Annotated in this window: 19 protein-coding genes; 10 read left to right on the top strand and 9 right to left on the bottom strand. The window is 64.0% G+C overall.

The annotated features are described in order from the left end of the window. Positions 1 to 8: 8 nt before the first annotated feature. Complete coding sequence (locus tag S4A8_RS01845; RefSeq protein WP_353218801.1) at positions 9 to 881, bottom strand: AEC family transporter; 873 nt, start codon at positions 879 to 881, stop codon at positions 9 to 11. Positions 882 to 1,024: 143 nt separating this feature from the next. On the opposite strand from S4A8_RS01845, the gene hmuQ reads away from it, so the two are divergent. Next, positions 1,025 to 1,327, top strand: coding sequence for a heme-degrading protein HmuQ (gene hmuQ, locus S4A8_RS01840; protein ID WP_353218800.1), 303 nt, complete (start codon positions 1,025 to 1,027; stop codon positions 1,325 to 1,327). Between the two features lie 17 nt (positions 1,328 to 1,344). Then, on the top strand, positions 1,345 to 1,887 hold the full coding sequence (locus S4A8_RS01835) for an MAPEG family protein (protein ID WP_353218930.1): 543 nt from the start codon (positions 1,345 to 1,347) through the stop codon (positions 1,885 to 1,887). 8 nt (positions 1,888 to 1,895) lie between these two features. Here S4A8_RS01835 and S4A8_RS01830 read toward each other — a convergent pair whose 3' ends face one another. After that, a complete protein-coding gene (locus S4A8_RS01830) occupies positions 1,896 to 2,789 on the bottom strand; it encodes a DNA ligase (protein ID WP_353218799.1) in 894 nt (297 codons plus the stop codon). A gap of 87 nt (positions 2,790 to 2,876) precedes the next feature. Here S4A8_RS01830 and S4A8_RS01825 point away from each other — a divergent pair, with 87 nt between their 5' ends. Beyond that, positions 2,877 to 3,779, top strand: coding sequence for a polysaccharide deacetylase family protein (locus tag S4A8_RS01825; protein WP_353218798.1), 903 nt, complete (start codon positions 2,877 to 2,879; stop codon positions 3,777 to 3,779). A 257-nt stretch (positions 3,780 to 4,036) separates the two neighbouring features. Here S4A8_RS01825 and S4A8_RS01820 read toward each other — a convergent pair whose 3' ends face one another. From S4A8_RS01820 to S4A8_RS01795, 6 genes are all read right to left on the bottom strand, one after another. Next, a complete protein-coding gene (locus S4A8_RS01820) occupies positions 4,037 to 5,083 on the bottom strand; it encodes a proline racemase family protein (protein ID WP_353218797.1) in 1,047 nt (348 codons plus the stop codon). Between the two features lie 50 nt (positions 5,084 to 5,133). Then, on the bottom strand, positions 5,134 to 6,300 hold the full coding sequence (locus S4A8_RS01815; RefSeq protein ID WP_353218796.1) for an alcohol dehydrogenase catalytic domain-containing protein: 1,167 nt from the start codon (positions 6,298 to 6,300) through the stop codon (positions 5,134 to 5,136). 135 nt (positions 6,301 to 6,435) lie between these two features. Next, on the bottom strand, positions 6,436 to 6,816 hold the full coding sequence (locus S4A8_RS01810; protein WP_353218795.1) for a hypothetical protein: 381 nt from the start codon (positions 6,814 to 6,816) through the stop codon (positions 6,436 to 6,438). Then, positions 6,809 to 7,006 carry a hypothetical protein gene (locus S4A8_RS01805; protein WP_353218794.1) on the bottom strand — a complete coding sequence of 66 codons (198 nt, stop codon included), beginning with the start codon at positions 7,004 to 7,006 and terminating at the stop codon, positions 6,809 to 6,811. The genes S4A8_RS01810 and S4A8_RS01805 overlap by 8 nt, the downstream gene beginning before the upstream one ends. A gap of 120 nt (positions 7,007 to 7,126) precedes the next feature. Continuing rightward, the gene (locus S4A8_RS01800; RefSeq protein ID WP_353218793.1) at positions 7,127 to 8,059 is read right to left on the bottom strand and encodes a glutathione S-transferase family protein; all 933 of its coding nucleotides are present in this window, start codon (positions 8,057 to 8,059) and stop codon (positions 7,127 to 7,129) included. A gap of 75 nt (positions 8,060 to 8,134) precedes the next feature. Next, positions 8,135 to 9,319 (bottom strand): MFS transporter, encoded by a 1,185-nt coding sequence (locus S4A8_RS01795; protein ID WP_353218792.1) that lies wholly within the window; start codon positions 9,317 to 9,319, stop codon positions 8,135 to 8,137. Positions 9,320 to 9,475: 156 nt separating this feature from the next. Between S4A8_RS01795 and S4A8_RS01790 the strand changes: the two genes are divergently transcribed. The 7 genes from S4A8_RS01790 (at position 9,476) to S4A8_RS01760 (ending at position 16,980) form a co-directional block, all read left to right on the top strand. Continuing rightward, positions 9,476 to 10,531 (top strand): amidohydrolase family protein, encoded by a 1,056-nt coding sequence (locus S4A8_RS01790; RefSeq protein ID WP_353218791.1) that lies wholly within the window; start codon positions 9,476 to 9,478, stop codon positions 10,529 to 10,531. Positions 10,532 to 10,571: 40 nt separating this feature from the next. Continuing rightward, positions 10,572 to 11,813 (top strand): cation:proton antiporter, encoded by a 1,242-nt coding sequence (locus tag S4A8_RS01785; protein WP_353218790.1) that lies wholly within the window; start codon positions 10,572 to 10,574, stop codon positions 11,811 to 11,813. An 89-nt stretch (positions 11,814 to 11,902) separates the two neighbouring features. After that, a complete protein-coding gene (locus tag S4A8_RS01780; RefSeq protein ID WP_353218789.1) occupies positions 11,903 to 12,427 on the top strand; it encodes a phenolic acid decarboxylase in 525 nt (174 codons plus the stop codon). A 93-nt stretch (positions 12,428 to 12,520) separates the two neighbouring features. Continuing rightward, complete coding sequence (gene yghU, locus S4A8_RS01775; protein ID WP_353180843.1) at positions 12,521 to 13,396, top strand: glutathione-dependent disulfide-bond oxidoreductase; 876 nt, start codon at positions 12,521 to 12,523, stop codon at positions 13,394 to 13,396. A 225-nt stretch (positions 13,397 to 13,621) separates the two neighbouring features. Then, on the top strand, positions 13,622 to 15,490 hold the full coding sequence (locus S4A8_RS01770; RefSeq protein WP_353218788.1) for a putative bifunctional diguanylate cyclase/phosphodiesterase: 1,869 nt from the start codon (positions 13,622 to 13,624) through the stop codon (positions 15,488 to 15,490). 23 nt (positions 15,491 to 15,513) lie between these two features. Continuing rightward, positions 15,514 to 15,747 (top strand): DUF2835 family protein, encoded by a 234-nt coding sequence (locus S4A8_RS01765; protein ID WP_353218787.1) that lies wholly within the window; start codon positions 15,514 to 15,516, stop codon positions 15,745 to 15,747. Positions 15,748 to 15,828: 81 nt separating this feature from the next. After that, positions 15,829 to 16,980 carry an aldo/keto reductase gene (locus tag S4A8_RS01760; protein ID WP_353218786.1) on the top strand — a complete coding sequence of 384 codons (1,152 nt, stop codon included), beginning with the start codon at positions 15,829 to 15,831 and terminating at the stop codon, positions 16,978 to 16,980. Position 16,981: 1 nt separating this feature from the next. Here the strand turns inward: S4A8_RS01760 and S4A8_RS01755 are convergent, their stop codons facing one another. Continuing rightward, the gene (locus S4A8_RS01755; RefSeq protein ID WP_353218785.1) at positions 16,982 to 17,617 is read right to left on the bottom strand and encodes a pseudouridine synthase; all 636 of its coding nucleotides are present in this window, start codon (positions 17,615 to 17,617) and stop codon (positions 16,982 to 16,984) included. Positions 17,618 to 17,875 lie beyond the last annotated feature (258 nt).

The raw sequence follows: 17,875 nt of genomic DNA, 5'->3' as shown, positions 1-17,875 counted from the left end.
TCCAAGTGCTATAAAACGCAATAAAGCGCGAGCGGTATCACCGCCAGCGCAATCACATGCCCAACGGCCACGATCGCGGCGACCTGTTCCGGGGCGATCTCGAATTGTTCGGCGAGCATGTAGTTGAGTACCGCCGGAGGCAGGGCGCCGAACACGATCAGCAGGGCGGCCAGCGGCGGGTCGGGCTGGGTGATCAATACCCAGGGCACGGCCACGAGCAGGCCGGTGAGTGGGCACAGCAACCCGCCCCAGAAGCCGGCGACCCATTGACCCGGCGCGCCGTCGGCCAGGCGCACGCCGAGTGCGACCAGCATGAGCGGAATGGAGATTTCCCCGAGCATGCGAATACCGGGCTCGATCATCGCCGGGGCATGCCAGTCCATGACCATGCCGATCACGCCGGCGAAGGTAGCCACTAGGACCGGATTGGTGGCCAGACGCTTGATATGAATCGAATCGCCCAGCAACCACAGGCCGACGGTGAACTGCAGCAGGTTTTCGGTGACCAGCAGCACCACGGCCAGCGGCAGGGCGTCTTCGCCAAAGGCGAGAATCGCCAGTGGCAGGCCCAGATTGCCGCAGTTGTTGAACATGGCCGGGCCGATATAAACGGCCGGGTCGCGTTTGGTGACCCGTACCCAGGCCCAGGCGAGCAGGCCGGAGCCCAGCACGATGACCGTGGCGCCGAGGGCGGCCATGATGAAATCGTCCCCACCCTGCGAGCGCTCGGTGAGCGCATGAAAGATCAGCGCGGGCGTAAAGATGCTGATGTTGAGCCGGTTCGCGTCGCGCAGATCGGTCGGGCGCCGACGGCCGTAGGCATAGGCCAGGGCGATGATGCCGAATACCGGCACCGTGATCTCGAGAATACGAATCAGCACAGCGGCTCCCGATGGCGCGAGCGGCTATGCCCGGCCAGGTCACAAAGCGCGCCATTGTAGCTGTATTGCGCAATGACCGTTGTGCCATGGGCGCCTGTGCGATGCGTATACTCGCAACGGTTTTTCAAAGATGGGAGCAGGCCATGTTCATCGCCATGAACCGTTTCAAGATCAAGCCCGGCTGCGAGGAGGAGTTTCTTGCCATCTGGCGCGAACGCGACACCCATCTGCAGGATGTGCCCGGCTTCAAGCAGTTCAATCTGTTGCAGGGGCCATCGAGCGACGAGCACACGTTGTTTGCTTCGCACTCCGAGTGGGAATCGCGCGCGGCATTCGAGGCCTGGACCCAGAGCGAGGCCTTTCGCAAGGCGCATGCGAATGCCGGCGCGCGTCGCGATATCTATCTCGGCCCGCCGCAGTTCGAGGGGTTCGAGGTCAAGCTCTGATACCGGGCCAGCGCTTGATGACGGCGCTGTCGACCCACCAGCGCGGCGTGCTTTGCGGCATGGCGGCCGGTGCCGTCGTGGCGGTCGTCGTGGTGTGGGGCGGTGCGTTCGTCGATCTATTCGGCCCGTTCGACAACGACCTGGCCACGCGGTTGTCGATCGCCAGCGGGGCTTCGTTATTGCCGGCGCTGTGTCTGATGTTCGCGCTCGGACGTATCGCAAAGCATCGCTTCTTTCATGCGGTGGATATCGACGGGGCGGGGCTGAGCGAGGGTACGCCGCGCGTTCAGTTGTTGCGGGCGCTGGCCCAGAACACGCATGAGCAGGTAATGCTGGCCGTGGTGGCGTATTTCGCCTGGGTGCTGCTCATGCCCATCGGCACACTGTCGGCCGTGGTGCTCGCGGCCATCGTGTTCGTACTCGGCCGTATTCTGTTTTTCGCCGGCTATGCACGTGGCGCGCCCGCGCGCTCGTTGGGCTTTACCGCCTGTTTCTACCCGACGGCACTGATGCTGGCCACGGTGGCGGTGATGCGCGCTTTGCGGTGGCTATTCGGTTGAGCCAGGCGTTAGGGCTGTGATGGCGGCTCGGGCGGTGGCCCGCCCGGTCGTCGCCGCAGGAAACGGGCGAAACGCGGTAGGCCGGTCGCGGTTTCGCCGTTGTAGCGGTAGGTAATCCAGCTGCCGACCGGCGGCGGGTCGGCACGCTCCGCGTCGGTAAAGCCACTGCCGATGGCGAATTCGCGCCCATCCGGGGTGCGTACGTCGAGTGAGCCCATCAGCCCTTCGAGCCGGCCCTGGCCGGGGTTGATGGCGATCACCACGGCCTCGGCGTCTTCATAGGGTTTGAGCTTGAGCAGATCGTCGCTGCGCCCGGCGTGATAAAGCGCATCGCCCCGGTGCAGCATCAAGCCCTCGCCGCCACGGGCGAGCACCGCCTCCAGTGCCGTATCGAGCGCGGCCGGATCGTCCACTTTGAACTGACGAATCGCGACCACCCAGGGCTGGTCGATATCGGCCACGGTTTCGCGAATGGCGGGTACGCGGGCATCGAAGTTGCCCCCGTGTTCGGGCAGGTCGAACACGCGATAACTGATCTGGCGCCAGTCGCTATCCTGGGCGTCGTGCGTACGTACGATGCCGGAAACGCGCGCGAATTCGCCGTAGCCGATCCACAACTCGCCGTCCATGGGTGTGTCCGGCCAGCCGGCGGTAAACCATGCCGGCGCATCGATGCGCGTGCCGCCGCGGGTGATCAGTGCGTGGCCGGTCCAGTAGCCACGGACACCGTCGTATTTTTCGCTAACCCAGTAGTCGGCAACATCGGCCTGGCCGTCATAGCGCTCGGCGAGCGTGACGGGCGGCGGTTCGGCTCCAGCAAGCAGTCCGGCCCGTAGCGCCAGTGCCAGTGCCAGTAAAAGACCGGCCAGTAATCGCGTTCGGCATGTCAGGCTCGATTGCATCTTTCACCCCCGGCTCGACGCTAGCGCAGATGGCCGGCGTATGCATCCCGCACTTACAATCGAATGGCCATTCCTGCTGCCGCTTTCATGTCGCGCACGATTCGAAGCCACGGGCGCTATCGCTACAGCGCCATCGTCGATCGCCCGGATTTCGACTGGCCCGACGGCCGGCGGCTGGCGGTGTATATCGGGTTGAATCTCGAACACTTCGATTTCGGTCAAGGCTACGGTGCGGTACTCGCGGGCGGCCGTCGCGAGCCGGATGTGCTCAACTACGCCTGGCGTGATTACGGCAATCGCGTGGGCGCGTGGCGCCTGCTGGAACTGTTCGAATCGCTGAAGCTGCCGGTGGGGCTGATCGTGAACAGCGCGATCGCCGACTATTGCCCGGAGCTGGTCACGGCCTATCGGGCGCGCCTGGATACCGAGCTTATCGCCCACGGGCGCACCAACAGCGAATCCCAGAACGAATTCGACGAGGCCGGCGAGGCCGCGCTCATCGCCGAATCGCGTGATCGACTCACGGCTGCGTTCGGCGAAACCCCGCAGGGCTGGCTCGGACCGTGGATCGCGCAAAGCGAGATCACGCCGGATCTGCTCGCCGAGGCCGGCTTTGGCTATCACCTGGACTGGTGCCACGACGATCAGCCGACCTGGATGGCCACCCGCGACGGCGGGCGGATTCTATCGGTGCCGTACCCACAGGAGATCAACGATATTCCGTCGATCGTGGCACACCATATCGACTATCGCGAGTTCGCGGCCCGCATCGTCGACCAATTCGACGAAATGCACGAGCAGTCTCGGGCCCAGCCGCTGGTCATGGGCATCGCGCTGCACCCGTATATCGTCGGCCAGCCGTTTCGGCTGCGTGCACTACGCCGTGCGCTGACCCATGTGGCGAGCGTGCGCGACGATATCTGGCTGACTACGCCGGGGGCGATCGCCCGACATTTCGCCCGTATGAAGCAGGGCGCACGTTCATGCTAAGTGCTCGGTAAGACAAGACGTCCGCAGATCGACGCAGATGTACGCAGATCTGATTAGCCGGCGGCGTGCGCGGCGAATACAGGGCGCAAACCGGCCACGCGTCGACGATAGCGTCTACCAAGCCTTGGTTCGGAGCCAACGCAGGCATTGGGCGGCGCCGCGAAACCGAGCCGTCATTCCCGTCTTTTGCGGTTAGCGGCGGAATGAATGCCTCCAGCGCCTATGCGCGCGCCGTGGCGAGCGCATAGGCGCCAAGCTTAGTCCTGGGACTGCGTGCAGGTGAGAATGCCGCGCAGCTGGGAACTGTCGACGAGTTCGTCGGCCGGATTGACCACGATTTGCGAGCGCGCGATCACATGCGCCTTGCCGGTGATGGTGTTTTCGACCACGTCGTAGCCACCCGCCTGGGCGACGCGCGTGAACGTGCCCAGAAAGCTCGATCCGCGCAGCGACACGGTTTCCAGCGTATCGCCCGGCTGCATGCGGCCTTCGTGGTGCATCAACGCCATGCGCGCGGAGGTGCCGGTGCCCGTGGTGCTGCGACAGATCACGCCGGGGTGCACATAAGTCGCCGAGCGCGAGCGATAGTGCCCTGCGCCGGTCTGCTCGACATCGCCCATGAAGTGCAGGAACGGCAGCGGCCCCACGTCGCCGAGTTCGTAGTGGGAAAAGCCGCGTTCTTCGAGGATCGCCTCGACGATCGCCTGGGCACAGTGGGCCAGCCGCGATTCCTCGTCGCGGGTGAGCGAAAAGCCCAGTTCGCCCGCATCGACCAGCGCATAGAAGCCGCCGCTATAGGCGATGCTGTAGGTCACCTCGCCAATCAGGGGCACATGAATCGTGGCCCGATGGGTATCGATATAGCTGGGCAGGCCTTCGCAGGTGATCGCCTCGACCACATCGTTTTCGACCCGTGCCTCGATGGCCACACGGCCCGCCGGCGATTCCAGCACGAACTGCTGGCGGCCTTCGCGCTTGGGAATCATGTGGTTGTCGAGCAGCGCGGTGGCGGTACAGATGGTATTCGAGCCGGAATAGATGGGGTAGCCCATCACTTCCATGATGATGTAGCCGGCAACGGCCTCCGGGTTCGACGGCGCTACGATCAGATCCACCGACATTTCGGGGATGCCATAGGGCTCTTCGAGCAGGACCGTGCGCAGACCATCGGCATGGTCGCGCAGGTACTCCATCTGCTGGCGCACCGTGGCGCCGGGTAGGCGCGTGATGCCGCCCACCACGATACGGCTGACATCGCCGCCGGCATGGGTATCGATGATCTGAAATGTGAGTTCTGCGCTCATCCCGCGTTCTCTTTGAATAGGCTGTTCATGAGGGGCCGGCTCTCGTGCGGTTAGTCGGTCAGCGCATAGGGCGCGCCGTGTTCGGCCCATTGGCTGTCGGGCACGATCACGATCTTGCCCAGATAGTTGCTCGAGCGATCCACGAAATAGCGCTCGGCTTCGTGCAGTTCCGATAGTTTGAATGCGGCATGCAGTACCGGCTTGAGTTCGCCGCCGCGAATCCAGCGCATCAGTTGCTCGGCCTCGTCGCGGGTGCCGTGGGAGACGCCGAAGATCTGCACCTGATAAAGATAGATGCGTGTCCACAGCACTTCGCTGACGTTGCCACCACTCGCGCCGGCGATACTCAGGCGCGGGTAGGTACGGCGGCGGGTCATGTCGAATATCATCGTATCGATGAAGCGCTGGGTCATGTCGCCGCCGACCAGATCCATGACCGCGTCGATCGGCTCGCCGCCGGTGGCTTCGCGCACCGTGGTGGTGAAGTCCTGCATATCGGCGCGATCGAAGACCGCTTCGGCGCCGAGCGCACGCAGTGCGTCGGTCTTGTCGGGTGTGCTCAGTGCATAGGGAATGGCCCCGATCACCCGGCATAGCTGAATCAGGGCGGTGCCCACGCCGCCGCTGGCCCCGGTGACGAGCACGCGCTCGCCGGCACGGATATTGGCCGCGGTGAGCATGTGGTAGCCGGTCTGATAGGAACACATGCCCAGACTGGCCAGTTCGGCATCGGTCAGATCGTTGTCGATGGTATGAAACTGATCGGCCGGTACCACCACGTATTCGGCATAGCCGCCATCGGCGCCGTGGCCGTAGTAGTCGGGCGTAAGATTGATATCGCGCCGTGGCCCATCGGGTGTCTCGGCATAGATATTGAAATCCAGCAGGCCGCGATCGCCAATGCGCGAGGCATCGATGCCCTCACCGACCGAGGCCACCCGGCCGACGATATCCGCGCCCTGGATACGCGGGAAAGTCAGGGTGGGTTTGCCGCCGATCGCAAACGAGGTTACGTCGTGGGCATCACGCGTGGGATAAAGCCCCTCGCGGGCCTTGCGGTCGGTATTGTTCTTGGCCGTGGCGGTAACGCGTACCACCACCTCGCCGGCCCCCGCTACCGGCGTTGGCACATCGTCGCGATAGACGAGCTTGTCGATACCGCCATGGCCGGTCAGCAGCATGGCGTTCATGGTGTCGGGCAGGGTTTGCGCGGTCATGGCGGGGCTCACGGGTCGATGCAGTCAATTCATGACCGACGGTATCAAAGACGGCCGGGCTGCCCGTAACCTGATTTGCGACGCGGGCGCAGGGTAGAGTCGGAACGCAGCTCGTGCGGCGACCCGCGCGGACCTTTAACGCGCCTCGGTCACCAGCTCGGTGAGGCGCTGTGTGACCATCTTGCGCCGTTCCCGCGCCGCCTGATTGCCCAGCGTGGTCGCCATGTCGCGATCGCGCGAAGGCACCACCGAGCGCACATAGCTGATGCGTGCATCGCGATAAGCGCGGTAGGCGCTGGCGCAGGCCGACTGTGCCCGAGCGGCCGCGCTGCGCGGACTCACGCTGTAGTCCGCTGCATAGGGCATGGCCGCGCCATAGGCGCATTGCCAATAGCGCTGATAGGCCGGCTCGGTCGGATCCTCGGGTGGGCCGCCGGCACAGCCCGCGAGAAGCACGGCCGCGAGCATTGCGAGCAGCCCGGCGCCGCCTGCGCGCTTTGAATATCGCTTACTCATCGCGGCTGTCGGTCGCATTGCGCTCGGTGGGTCGGCCCTCGCGGCTCTTCGTGCCAGCGCTCGGGTTCTTTCGGGCCTCACGGCGCTGCTGGAATTTGCCCCACACGTCGCGCGCGGTGCGCTTGATACGTTCCTGGTTTTCCGGTTTGCGCAGCCAGTTGGCGGCCATTGCGCCCAGTGCTCGTTTCATGACTCGGCCTCGATCGGCGGGTCGAATGGATAAACCGATAATGGTGGCATGGGCCGGTGGGTACAACGGCCCGGCTCGGTTTTTTCGCAATACGGCGAGGGCGGCGCGCCGCCGCAAGGGCTACGCCTCGACCGCCTCGACACGAAAACCGTCGCGCGGGAAGTGCACGCGAATAGGCTGTCCGTCCGGGCCATCGCGTTGAATGGTCATGCTCTCGGCGGCGATCGACACCAGCTCGCCCTGGCTGGTTTCGGTGCCGTAATCGGTGGCTGCAACCGATACCCGCGTGCCGGGGGCGAGTCCGGCCTCGACCGCGGCCGGCAGTGGTTGCCACTGCTCGCAGCCTGCGGCGATCACCTGTGCCTGGCCGGCATCGATATCTTCGCGGGTGCCGTGTCCCAACGCGCGGATGCGATCGGCCCAGCCCAGCAGGTTCGGGTAGTCGTCGAGCAGTGGCGCTACGCCGCTGTTCGAGCGGATATACCAGAGGGGGTGATAGACCGAGAAATCGGCAATACAGGGGCGTTCGCCGAACAGAAAGTCGCGGTCGGTGAGCTGGCGATCCAGGGCTTTCAGCGTTGGCGGCAGAACCGCCTCGGAGTACGCCGCGTCCGGGCGTACGACGTGGCCGCCCTTGAACAACGCGGCGCGGTCGGCACCGAAGCTGGCCAGATAGTCTTTGCCGAGTTTGTCGATGAGCACCGCACGGCCCGCCGGGCGAAACATCACCGGTACGGCGGCCAGGAACAGCCGCTTGTCGCCGAGCTGTTCGAGCCCGATGACGCTCGCGATATCGGTCTTCGGAAAAAGGCCGGGTTCAGGCGCGAGTCGCTCGATCTGGCGTGTTATCAGATGCGTATCGGCATAGACGTCGCGCCCGATCTGCATGACCGGCGTCTTGCGATAGCCGCCGGTCAGGGCCACCAGATCCGGCTTGGGCATGATGCGCGGAATGAGCACCGAGCGCCATTCGAGCTGCTTGTAGCCCAGAATGGCCCGAACCTTCTCCGAAAACGGGGAAGCTTCGTAGTGGTGGAGAATGATCGACGACATGCCAGGCTCGGTTGAAAAATACGGTCGCAGTCTGCCGCGCGGCAGCGCGCAGCACCAGCGTTTGTGTCGGCGTGGTCAGGGCAGGGCGCGGGCCGCCTGGGCCTGCTGACGGGCCGCGGCATAAACGCAGTAGCCGGCCACGAGCGCAAAAACGAGGCAGATCCCCATGACCACGCCCCAACCGGCCCATTCGTAGAGCGACACCATCACGCTCGAGCCGGCTGTGCCGCCGGCGAATACCGCCGCGACGAACAGCGCACTCACCGTGCCCGATTGCGAGCGGGCGAAATAATCGTTGAGCAGCACGATCTGGGTGGCCTGCTGAAAGACCATACTGCCGCACAGCAGCACCACGCCGATCACAAGGGCGACAAACGAACCCTGAATCACGCCCAGCAGGCCGATTACGAACACGATCGCGGCCACCAGCGTCGCATTGGGCAGGCCGCGACTGATACGAGTAATCGCCGGTGCGCCCAGCGATGTGGCGATGCCCACGGCATAACCGCCGTAGACGATGGCCAGCATCAGGGCGCCGCCACGCTTGTAGCCGATTTCGAAGGGCAGACAGGTGAGTACCGTGGTGAGTACGCCAAACGCCAGGGCCAGCCCCGGATAGGACAGGGTCACCTGACACCACCAGCTTTTGCGCGCCTCGACAGGCGGGATCGTATGCTCGCCCGACGCTGCCGGCCGGCGCGGCAGTTCGCTGGCCAATACCGGCGGGTCGCGCAGCAGCCAGGCCGAAAACAGCAGCATGACGGTAATGGCAAGACTGCCGACCTGCCAATGTTCGAAGCTCACCGAGCCCACTGCGATCAGCCGTCCGCTGACGCCGCCCACGATGGTGCCCGCGGTATAGAACGCCAGATCGCGGGCGCGGTTGTCCGAGCCCAGAATATTGGACGAGCCGGTGATCACCGCCGGAATCAACAGCGGCAGCAGCATCACCTGAAGCGCGCGCAGCGCGAAATAGGGCAGTACATCGAAGGCCAGCGCCTGCGCCGCGAACAGCGCCGCGAGCAACAGTTCGGTCACCAGCACGATGCGCATCGCACGCGCCACGGTAATGAAACGTCCGAATACCACCGGCCCCGAGGTGAGCACGATAAAGGCAAAGGTCATGGGCATGGCCGCCCACAACACCGACACCTCGAAGCTGGTTTGAATACGCGCCGCCAGCGGTTGCGGGAAATAGATCGCCGCCGCCGCCGCCGCGCCGGCCACGCCCAGGCGTATTCCGTCTCGATAACTACTCATGGTGTCGCCAGAACGAAGAAAGCGATCTGTATGAAGACATGAAGTTGTCTGCTACATCAAATAACCGTGCACGACCGACTCGAAACCGAACGAGCGTTCGATGGTAAGTTGCCCTCGATAACAACAGCCCAGCCGTGCGCCGACAAAGGAGATGCCGTGACTGCAACCATTCTGGAACCCGACCGCCCGATCATCGATCCGCACCATCATCTGTGGGATCGCTCGCGCCTGGATCTGCGCGCTATGCCGTTTGCCGCGCATGGCTTTAGTCAGATGCTGCGCGAGCGCTCGCGCTACATGCTCGACGAACTGCTGGCCGATACCGATAGCGGCCACGATATCCGGGCGACGGTGTTCATCGAATGCCGGGCCATGTATCGCGCCGACGGGCCCAAGGCCTTGCGCAGCGTAGGCGAAACCGAGTTCGTCAACGGCGTGGCCGCGGTCGCGGCCAGCGGCGTTTATGGTCCAACACGTGCCTGTGCCGGCATCGTGGGCCATGCCGACCTGCGCCTGGGCGCGGAGGTCGGCGAGGTGCTGGAAGCGCATATCGCTGCCGGGCAGGGGCGTTTTCGTGGTATTCGCCACAGCGCGGCCTACGACGGCGACGAGAACGTGCTGGGCCCGCTATCGACCCGTGGCACGCCGGCGGGTTTGTTGCGCGATCCCGATTTTCGCAAGGGTTTTGCCGAACTCGCCCCGCGCGGGCTGAGCTTCGATGCCTGGCTGCTGGAGCCGCAGTTGCCGGATCTGCTGGATCTTGCCCAGGCCTTTCCCGAAACCACGATCGTGCTCGATCATGTCGGCGGGCCTGTCGGTATTGGCGCCTATGCAGGCCAGCGCGCGGCCCGCTTCGACGCATGGCGTACGCAGATTCGCGCGCTTGCTGCCTGCGAGAACGTGGTGGTCAAGCTTGGCGGGCTGGCGATGCCGTTTGCCGGTTTCGAATGGTCCTATGCCAATCGGCCCGATTCGTACCCCGCATTGGCCGAGGCCTGGGCGCCCTATATCGAAACCTGTATCGAAGCCTTTGGCGCGACACGCTGCATGTTCGAAAGCAATTTCCCGGTCGATCACTTCAGCTGCGATTACGTCACCCTCTGGAACGCGTTCAAGCATCTCGCCCGCGACTGTTCCGAAGACGAAAAACAGGCGTTGTTCTTCGATACCGCGGCACGGGTTTATCGCCTGGATTGCGGGCCAGCCATATGAGCCAACGCGCTATCCTGTCGCGTTTTGACCGGGAGTAAGCGTGGGCCTGCTACAGATTGGCGCGGTACTGGTTTCGCTGGCCGCGGTGCTGGCATTTTTCAATTACCGCGTCGTCGGTCTGCCGACCACCATCGGCGTGATGCTGTTGAGCCTGGTGGTATCGGCCGCACTCGTGGCTGCGGACTTCTTCGGCGTGCTCGATATTCGCGAGCAGGCCGGCGCCTGGTGGCTGGCCATCGATTTCAACAAGACGCTGATGGACGGCATGCTCAGCTTTCTGCTGTTTGCCGGCGCCCTGCAGGTCAATCTCGGGGATTTGTGGAAGCACCGCTTTTCCATTGGCGTGCTGGCGTCGGTGGGCGTGGTGTTATCCACGGCCATCATCGGCGGTGTGACCTATGTCGTCGCGCCTTTTCTCGGCTTCGAATTGCCGCTGGTGTTCTGTCTGCTGTTTGGCGCGCTGATTTCGCCGACCGATCCGATCGCGGTGCTCGCCTTGCTCAAGCGCGCGGGTGTTTCCTCCGAGCTGGAAACCAATATCACCGGCGAATCGCTGTTCAACGACGGCGTGGCCGTGGTGGTGTTTCTGGCCTTGCTCGGGCTGACCCGCGCCGGCCATGTCGAGGGCGCGGGTGAAATCGCGCTGTTGTTCGTGCAGGAAGTCGCGGGCGGCGTGTTGCTCGGCCTGGCGCTCGGCGCGCTGGCGTTCTGGATGCTGCGCCAGATGGACGACCACCAGGTGGAGATTCTGGTCACGCTGGCGGTGGTGCTCGGCGGCTATCAGCTGGCTGCGGCCCTGCATGCCTCAGGGCCGTTGGCGATGGTCGTGGCCGGGCTGCTGGTCGGCAATCAGGGGCGCATGTTCGCGATGAGCGAAACCACACGGGCGCATCTGGATATCTTCTGGGAAATCGTCGACGAGATTCTCAATACCGTGCTGTTCGTGATGATCGGCCTGGAGATGATTCAGATCACCCTCGACGGGCGCTATCTGCTGGCCGGCGTGCTCGCGATCCCGCTGGTGCTGATCACCCGTTATGGCTGTGTCAGCGCGGCATTGCAGTTGGTCCGGCCCTGGCATCGACTCGGCGACAACGCCAGTGCGTTGCTGACCTGGGCCGGGCTGCGCGGCGGCATTTCTGTCGCCCTGGCGTTGGCGCTGCCGGCCGGCGAAGCCCGCGATACCATCGTGACCATCACCTACTGCGTGGTGCTGTTCTCGATTGTCGGCCAGGGGCTGACGGTCGGGCCGGTGATTCGCCGCCTGGGGCGTGGCGATTGAAGGCTGCGATGTAGCCCGGCGTTTGGATGCGCGCACGTTGCTTCATGCGAGCATCACCGCCCGCACGCTTTACGCAATGAGGCGAATCCATGATCACCGAAGAATCGTTCGAATCCACGCATGCCGATGAACTGGCGGGTTTTCTCGGTCGCCATTTCATCTATACCTACGACAACGGCTGGCAGTACGAGATGTATCTCAAGAATGCCCGTACGATCGACTACCGCATTCATAGCGGCATGGTCGGCGGGCGCGGGGTGCGCGATCAGGCCGCGCATATCGCCCGTCTGTCCGACGAGGTCTGCAAGGTGTCGTGGGATGAGCCCACCGGCACGGCAGTGAGCGTGACCGCGAATTTCGCCGAGCGTCGCCTGCATGGGGTGATCTTTTTCCCGCGCTGGGTGGCCGATGCGCCGCACAAAACGGTCTGCTACCAGAACGATCATCTGGATCGAATGCGTGCGCTGCGTGACGCCGGGCCGACCTATCCGAAGCTCGTGATCGACGAATTCGCGCGGCTGACATTTATCGAAACCCGAGCGGTCGATGACGAAAGCGTGATCGCCGAAGCGCCGGACCAACTGCCCGCCGGCTACGCCGATCGGCGTAATTAACCGCCCGATGAAAGAGGGCGGTTGGTCGGTGAGTTCGACGCATTACCCGGATCGGATGATAATCGGGGCCATATTTCGCAACCCCGTCTGATGATGAGCGACAACCAAGACTACACTCCACCGAAGGTCTGGACCTGGGAGACCGGCAGCGGCGGTAAATTCGCCAATATCAACCGCCCCATCGCCGGGCCGACCCACGAGGCCGAGCTGCCGGTGGGTAAACACGATTTTCAGCTGTATTCGCTGGCCACGCCCAACGGTGTCAAAGCCACGGTGATGTTCGAGGAGCTGCTCGAACTCGGCCACGCCGGCGCGGAATACGACGCGTGGCCGATCAATATCGGCGAAGGCGAGCAGTTTTCCAGCGGCTATGTCGCGATCAACCCGAACTCCAAGATTCCGGTCATGGTCGATCACGGCACCGCCACGCCGACCCGCGTGTTCGAGTCCGGCTCCATTCTTTTGTATCTGGCGCAGAAATTCGGTGAATTCATACCCGACGAGCACGGCGCACGCACCGAGGCGATGAACTGGCTGTTCTGGCAGATGGGCAGCGCGCCGTATCTGGGCGGCGGTTTCGGGCATTTCTATGCCTATGCGCCGGAAAAGATGCAGTACCCGATCGATCGATTCACCATGGAGGTCAAGCGCCAACTCGACGTGCTCGATAGGCGGCTGGCCGAATCCGCCTATCTGGCGGGCGGCGAATACAGTATTGCCGATATCGCCACCTGGCCCTGGTACGGCGCGCTCGCGCTGGGCCGCCTTTACGATGCCGGCGAGTTCCTTCAGGTACAGGAATACGAAAATGTACAGCGCTGGGCGCGCGAGATCGACGCACGGGCCGCGGTGCGCCGTGGGCGCATGGTCAACCGCCTCTGGGGCGAGCCGCACGAACAGCTGCGTGAGCGTCACGACGCCAGCGATTTCGCGCATCGAACCCAGGACAAGCTCGACGCCGACGGTTGAGTTGCGCATGCATGAAATACAATGTCGTTGCGAACCGGTGCGCCGTGTCGCACGGCATTGTGGCCTGCGCTGGCGACCCGCGACGCCGGCGATGGCACGACGCGGTGCCTGGGCGCCGCGTACAGGCCGAGCGCTTGGGCCGTGGTACTTGAAAAAAGACCACGGGCGCGCGATAACCCTTTCCAGGGGCGCAGGGGGCGGGGCGCGAGCGAGAGGACGAACATCGTGACAAGCCAAACCGGCGGCGACGGTGCACAGCGACACGCCGTGGCCACGCATGCCGCGGTCGATACGGATCGGCGCGAACGCGATCGTCTGTCCGACCTGCTCGAGCTGGGTCTGCTCAATACCCGGCCCGAGGAGCGCTTCGACCGTATCACCCGGCTGGCCACCGAGCTGCTGGGCATGCCCATCGCGCTCATGTCGCTCATGGAAGGCGACCGTGAGTGGTTCAAATCCGCCCGCGGGCTCGATTTACAGTCGATTCCACGCAATCTGAGCGTGTGCGACTACGCCATCACGCAGGATGCGCCACTGTTCGTCGAAGACGCACGTGCCGACCCGCGCTTTTCGCAGCTGCCCTACGTGGCTGAAGCGCCGCATATTTGCAGCTATGCCGGCATGCCGCTACATGGCCCGCACGGCAAGCCGATCGGCACGATCTGTGTGCTCGATTACAAGCCGCGCGTGTTCGGCGCGCGCGATCAGGTGCTGCTCCAGGAACTGGTCGACTGGATCGAACACGAGTTCGAGCTCGACCGGCGTATCGCCGCGCACGATCGCCATGTCGCGCGCCTCATGGACCGCGATCCGTCGTTGCCGGTTGCCACGCGCACGATCGCGCTGGAACGCCTCGACGATGTATTGATGTCGCGCGCACGCAACGGTCAGGACAGCGCGGTTGTGCATCTGGATATCGTCAACCTCGGCCACTACGAACAGACCTACGGCGAGCAGGTCACCAGGCAGACGGTGGCCAACTGGCTGGCCGCGCTACAGTCCGATCCGGCGGATTTCTGCTATCTCACGCGATTGTCGGATACCGAATTCGTCGGCGCCGTACCCGGTATGGCCGATATGGAGCCGATCCGCGAGCGCTGCGAACATCAGGTCGAATACGCCAACAAGCAGGTCAGCTCGGGCCAGGCCCAGGTCGCGTTTCGCGTCGTCGGCGGGCTGGCACTGCATGGCGAGCATGGCCGTCATGCCTCGGAACTGGTCGCCCGTGCGCGCCAGGCACACCACCGTGCCGGTATCGCTCGCGGTGTGGTGCTGTTTTCCGAGACCATCAATCGCCAGCTGCTGCGCGATCGGCATATTCGGCGTCTGTTCGAAACCGCACTCCACGAAGGCGGGATTCATTTTCATTGGCAGCCGTTGTTCAGCAACCGCGGCGATCTGCTGGCCGGTTTCGAATTGCTGGCCCGCTGGCATGATCCGGAACTGGGCGATATCTATCCGGACGAATTCATACCCGTGGCCGAGGCCGAGCATAACCTCAGCCGCGCGCTGGTCGAGTATGCGCTGGATACGGCTGCGGGCCAGATCGCCCAATGGCGGTCTGAGGCTGGCGAGGCGCCTTTACCCTATGTCGCCGTCAATATTCCGGGTCGCGAATTCTACGAAAGCGATTTCTACGACTGCGTGGCCGCAGTGCTGGAAAAGCACGGCATCGACGGCAAACGTCTGGTATTCGAGCTGACTGAACGCAGTTTGATCGCGGATTTCGAAGTCGCCGCGCGAACCATGAGCCGCTTGAAAACGCTGGGTATTCGTATCGCGATGGATGATTTCGGCACCGGCTATTCCTCGATTGCCTATCTCACCCGGTTGCCGCTATCCATCGTCAAACTCGACAAGAGTGTGGTCCAGCGACTCGAACACGATGCGGTCGCCCGCGAACTGGTGCGTGGCATTGTCGATCTCGCCCACGGGCAGGAGCTCGGCGTAGTGGCCGAAGGCGTGGAAACCCGGGCGCAACATGAGTGGGTCCGCTCGTTCGGCTGTGAATACAGCCAGGGTTATCTACTCGCCTATCCCGAATCGTTGACCCTCGCCAGCCAACGGGTGGCCAACCGCCCGGCCGAATTGTAGGCGCGTGTTGTTGTAAGCCGATCATGCCGAGTATCGATGTCATCATCGCGCTTTCCGCGGCGCAATGCCGAGCCCACTACGCCGGCTCGGTCGAGCATGTGTATGCATCCAGCGTGGATGGTCGGCGCGTGCTCTTGCCGGCCCAGGCGCTGCGGCGTGTGGTCACGCGCGACGGTGTGCACGGCGTGTATCGGCTGAGCTACGACACGAATGGCCGCTTTCAGTCCCTGCTGCGTATCGGCGATCGCCCGCTGTAGGCACCGCGCCGGGCGCGACTTGGCGCCATGGCTTGCCGAGCGTCTGATACCGTGGGGTCAGAACTCCAGACAGGGTGTGCCATGACCAGCCGTCGCCACTTTCTTCGTACCGCCGCGCTCGGCGGATTCGCGGGCGCGGCCGCGTGGTTCGTGCCGCGCGCATTCGCCGCGGGGCAAGACGCCGCCGCGACCCGCCACAGCCCCGACTCGATGCCGGCCAACCCCGACGATGGCTCGGCCGCGGGCTATCGGCCTGCGACCAAATACGGCGCCGGCGGAACGCAGGCCGGCAATATGTTTTTCGAAACCTCGGATGCGACCGTCGAAGCGATGATGCAGGCGCACTGGGACGCGGGCGTGCGCTATTTCGATACCTCGCCCTGGTACGGGCTGGGTCTGAGCGAGCGTCGTGTGGGGCATTTCCTCGACGGCAGGCCGCGCGGCGATTATGTGTTGTCGTCCAAGGTCGGGCGATTGCTCACGCCGGACGCATCGATGGACAGTCACGGCATCTGGGCGGGTGATCTGAACTTCGACTATCGCTACGACTACAGCGCGGCCGGCGTGCGCCGTTCGGTGGAAGACAGTCTGCAGCGCCTGGGCGTGCCCAGCCTCGATATGGTGTTCATCCACGACCTCGCGCCGAGCAACACCGACCTGGACGACTACGATGCCCAGCTCAAGATCGCCATCGAAGGGGCCATGCCGGAGCTGACGAAAATGCGTGACGAAGGCCTGATCAAGGGCTGGGGCATGGGCGTAAACGATATCGAACCGGCCCTTGCCGCGCTCGAGCATGCCGAGCCCAACGTCATTCTGCAGGCCACACGCTATACCTTGATGAACCATGACGACGCCCTCGAACGCCTGTTCCCGGTATGCGAGGCGCAGGATTGTTCGGTGGTCATCGGCGCGCCGCTGGGCGCGGGCTTTCTGGCCGGCAAGAACCGTTGGCTCTATGGCGACAGCATTCCCGAGGGTTATCGCGAAAAACGCGCCCGTATCGAATCCATAGCGAAAGCCCACGGCACCGATTTGCGAACCGCAGCACTGCAGTTCACCGCCGCACCGGCGATTGTTTCTGCCACGATTCCGGGCGCGCGTAATGCCCAGCAGGCGCGCGAGAATGCAGCCTCCATGCGTGCCACCATCGACCCGGCCTTCTGGCAGGCGCTCAAAAAGGAAGGGTTGATCAGCGAGTCGGCACCGACCGCACTGGCCGGCGCGGCCTGAACTACGTCAGCGTGGGCGCGAGCTCACGCCACTGGCCGCTTTCCAGCCCATCCAGCGACCAGTCGCCGATACGTACGCGTACCAGGCGCAGGGTGGGTAGGCCCACGGCGGCGGTCATCCGTCGGACCTGGCGGTTACGGCCTTCGCAAATGGTGATTTCCAGCCAGGTCGTCGGCACGTTCTTGCGATAGCGTACCGGCGGATCGCGCGGCCACAACGCGGGCTCGGCGATCATCGCGACCTCGGCCGACTGGGTGGGGCCGTCCTTGAGCATGGGCCCGGCGCGCAGGGCCTCGAGCTGGTCGTTTGATGCTTCGCCGTCGACCTGGACCCAATACGTCTTGGCGAGCTTGTGTTTCGGGTCGGCGATACGGGCCTGTAGCCGGCCGTCGTTGGTCAGCAACAAAAGCCCTTCGCTGTCGCGATCGAGCCGTCCCGCCGGATACACACCCGGCAAGTCGATATAGTCGGCGAGTGTGGCGCGGCCGTTGCCGTCGGTGAACTGGGTGAGTACCCGAAACGGTTTGTTGAAGGCGATAAGACGCGGTGTGTCGGGCCGCGGTGCGGGCTTGCGGACCGGTTTGCGGCGGCGCCCGGCGGGCCTGGAACGGGCGGGCTTGCGGGGCGTCTGGCTCATAGGCCGTTTGATCCTCGGCGGCGCGAACGCTCAAGCGGCTTCTTGAACGATTTACAAAGTTCAGCAAGCGGCATGACTATTAGACCCTCGGGCGTTCGAACGATCTGTCTTCGCCTTAGGGGCGTGCCTGCGTGTTCCTTTGGCGGACAACCTGCCTGCTTGAGCGCAGCCAAATCAAGACACACCTGCCCCTCGGGAGCCGCCGGGCCCCGCGCATGGTTTCACACCACGGGCTGTATTTCTCAAACCGTCTCCGCA

It is taken from the genome of Salinisphaera sp. S4-8 (assembly GCF_040361235.1).
Classification (GTDB): domain Bacteria; phylum Pseudomonadota; class Gammaproteobacteria; order Nevskiales; family Salinisphaeraceae; genus Salinisphaera.
This window is presented reverse-complemented; position numbering and strand designations above follow the sequence as displayed.

What these genes read in the sequence shown, in the direction of transcription:
- hmuQ (WP_353218800.1), top strand. Translation starts at nt 1,025, where the DNA reads ATGTTCATCGCCATGAACCGTTTCAAGATCAAGCCCGGCTGCGAGGAG.
- S4A8_RS01835 (WP_353218930.1), top strand. Translation starts at nt 1,345, where the DNA reads ATGACGGCGCTGTCGACCCACCAGCGCGGCGTGCTTTGCGGCATGGCG.
- S4A8_RS01830 (WP_353218799.1), bottom strand. Translation starts at nt 2,789, where the DNA reads ATGCAATCGAGCCTGACATGCCGAACGCGATTACTGGCCGGTCTTTTA.
- S4A8_RS01825 (WP_353218798.1), top strand. Translation starts at nt 2,877, where the DNA reads ATGTCGCGCACGATTCGAAGCCACGGGCGCTATCGCTACAGCGCCATC.
- S4A8_RS01820 (WP_353218797.1), bottom strand. Translation starts at nt 5,083, where the DNA reads ATGAGCGCAGAACTCACATTTCAGATCATCGATACCCATGCCGGCGGC.
- S4A8_RS01815 (WP_353218796.1), bottom strand. Translation starts at nt 6,300, where the DNA reads ATGACCGCGCAAACCCTGCCCGACACCATGAACGCCATGCTGCTGACC.
- S4A8_RS01810 (WP_353218795.1), bottom strand. Translation starts at nt 6,816, where the DNA reads ATGAGTAAGCGATATTCAAAGCGCGCAGGCGGCGCCGGGCTGCTCGCA.
- S4A8_RS01805 (WP_353218794.1), bottom strand. Translation starts at nt 7,006, where the DNA reads ATGAAACGAGCACTGGGCGCAATGGCCGCCAACTGGCTGCGCAAACCG.
- S4A8_RS01800 (WP_353218793.1), bottom strand. Translation starts at nt 8,059, where the DNA reads ATGTCGTCGATCATTCTCCACCACTACGAAGCTTCCCCGTTTTCGGAG.
- S4A8_RS01795 (WP_353218792.1), bottom strand. Translation starts at nt 9,319, where the DNA reads ATGAGTAGTTATCGAGACGGAATACGCCTGGGCGTGGCCGGCGCGGCG.
- S4A8_RS01780 (WP_353218789.1), top strand. Translation starts at nt 11,903, where the DNA reads ATGATCACCGAAGAATCGTTCGAATCCACGCATGCCGATGAACTGGCG.
- yghU (WP_353180843.1), top strand. Translation starts at nt 12,521, where the DNA reads ATGAGCGACAACCAAGACTACACTCCACCGAAGGTCTGGACCTGGGAG.
- S4A8_RS01765 (WP_353218787.1), top strand. Translation starts at nt 15,514, where the DNA reads ATGCCGAGTATCGATGTCATCATCGCGCTTTCCGCGGCGCAATGCCGA.
- S4A8_RS01760 (WP_353218786.1), top strand. Translation starts at nt 15,829, where the DNA reads ATGACCAGCCGTCGCCACTTTCTTCGTACCGCCGCGCTCGGCGGATTC.
- S4A8_RS01755 (WP_353218785.1), bottom strand. Translation starts at nt 17,617, where the DNA reads ATGAGCCAGACGCCCCGCAAGCCCGCCCGTTCCAGGCCCGCCGGGCGC.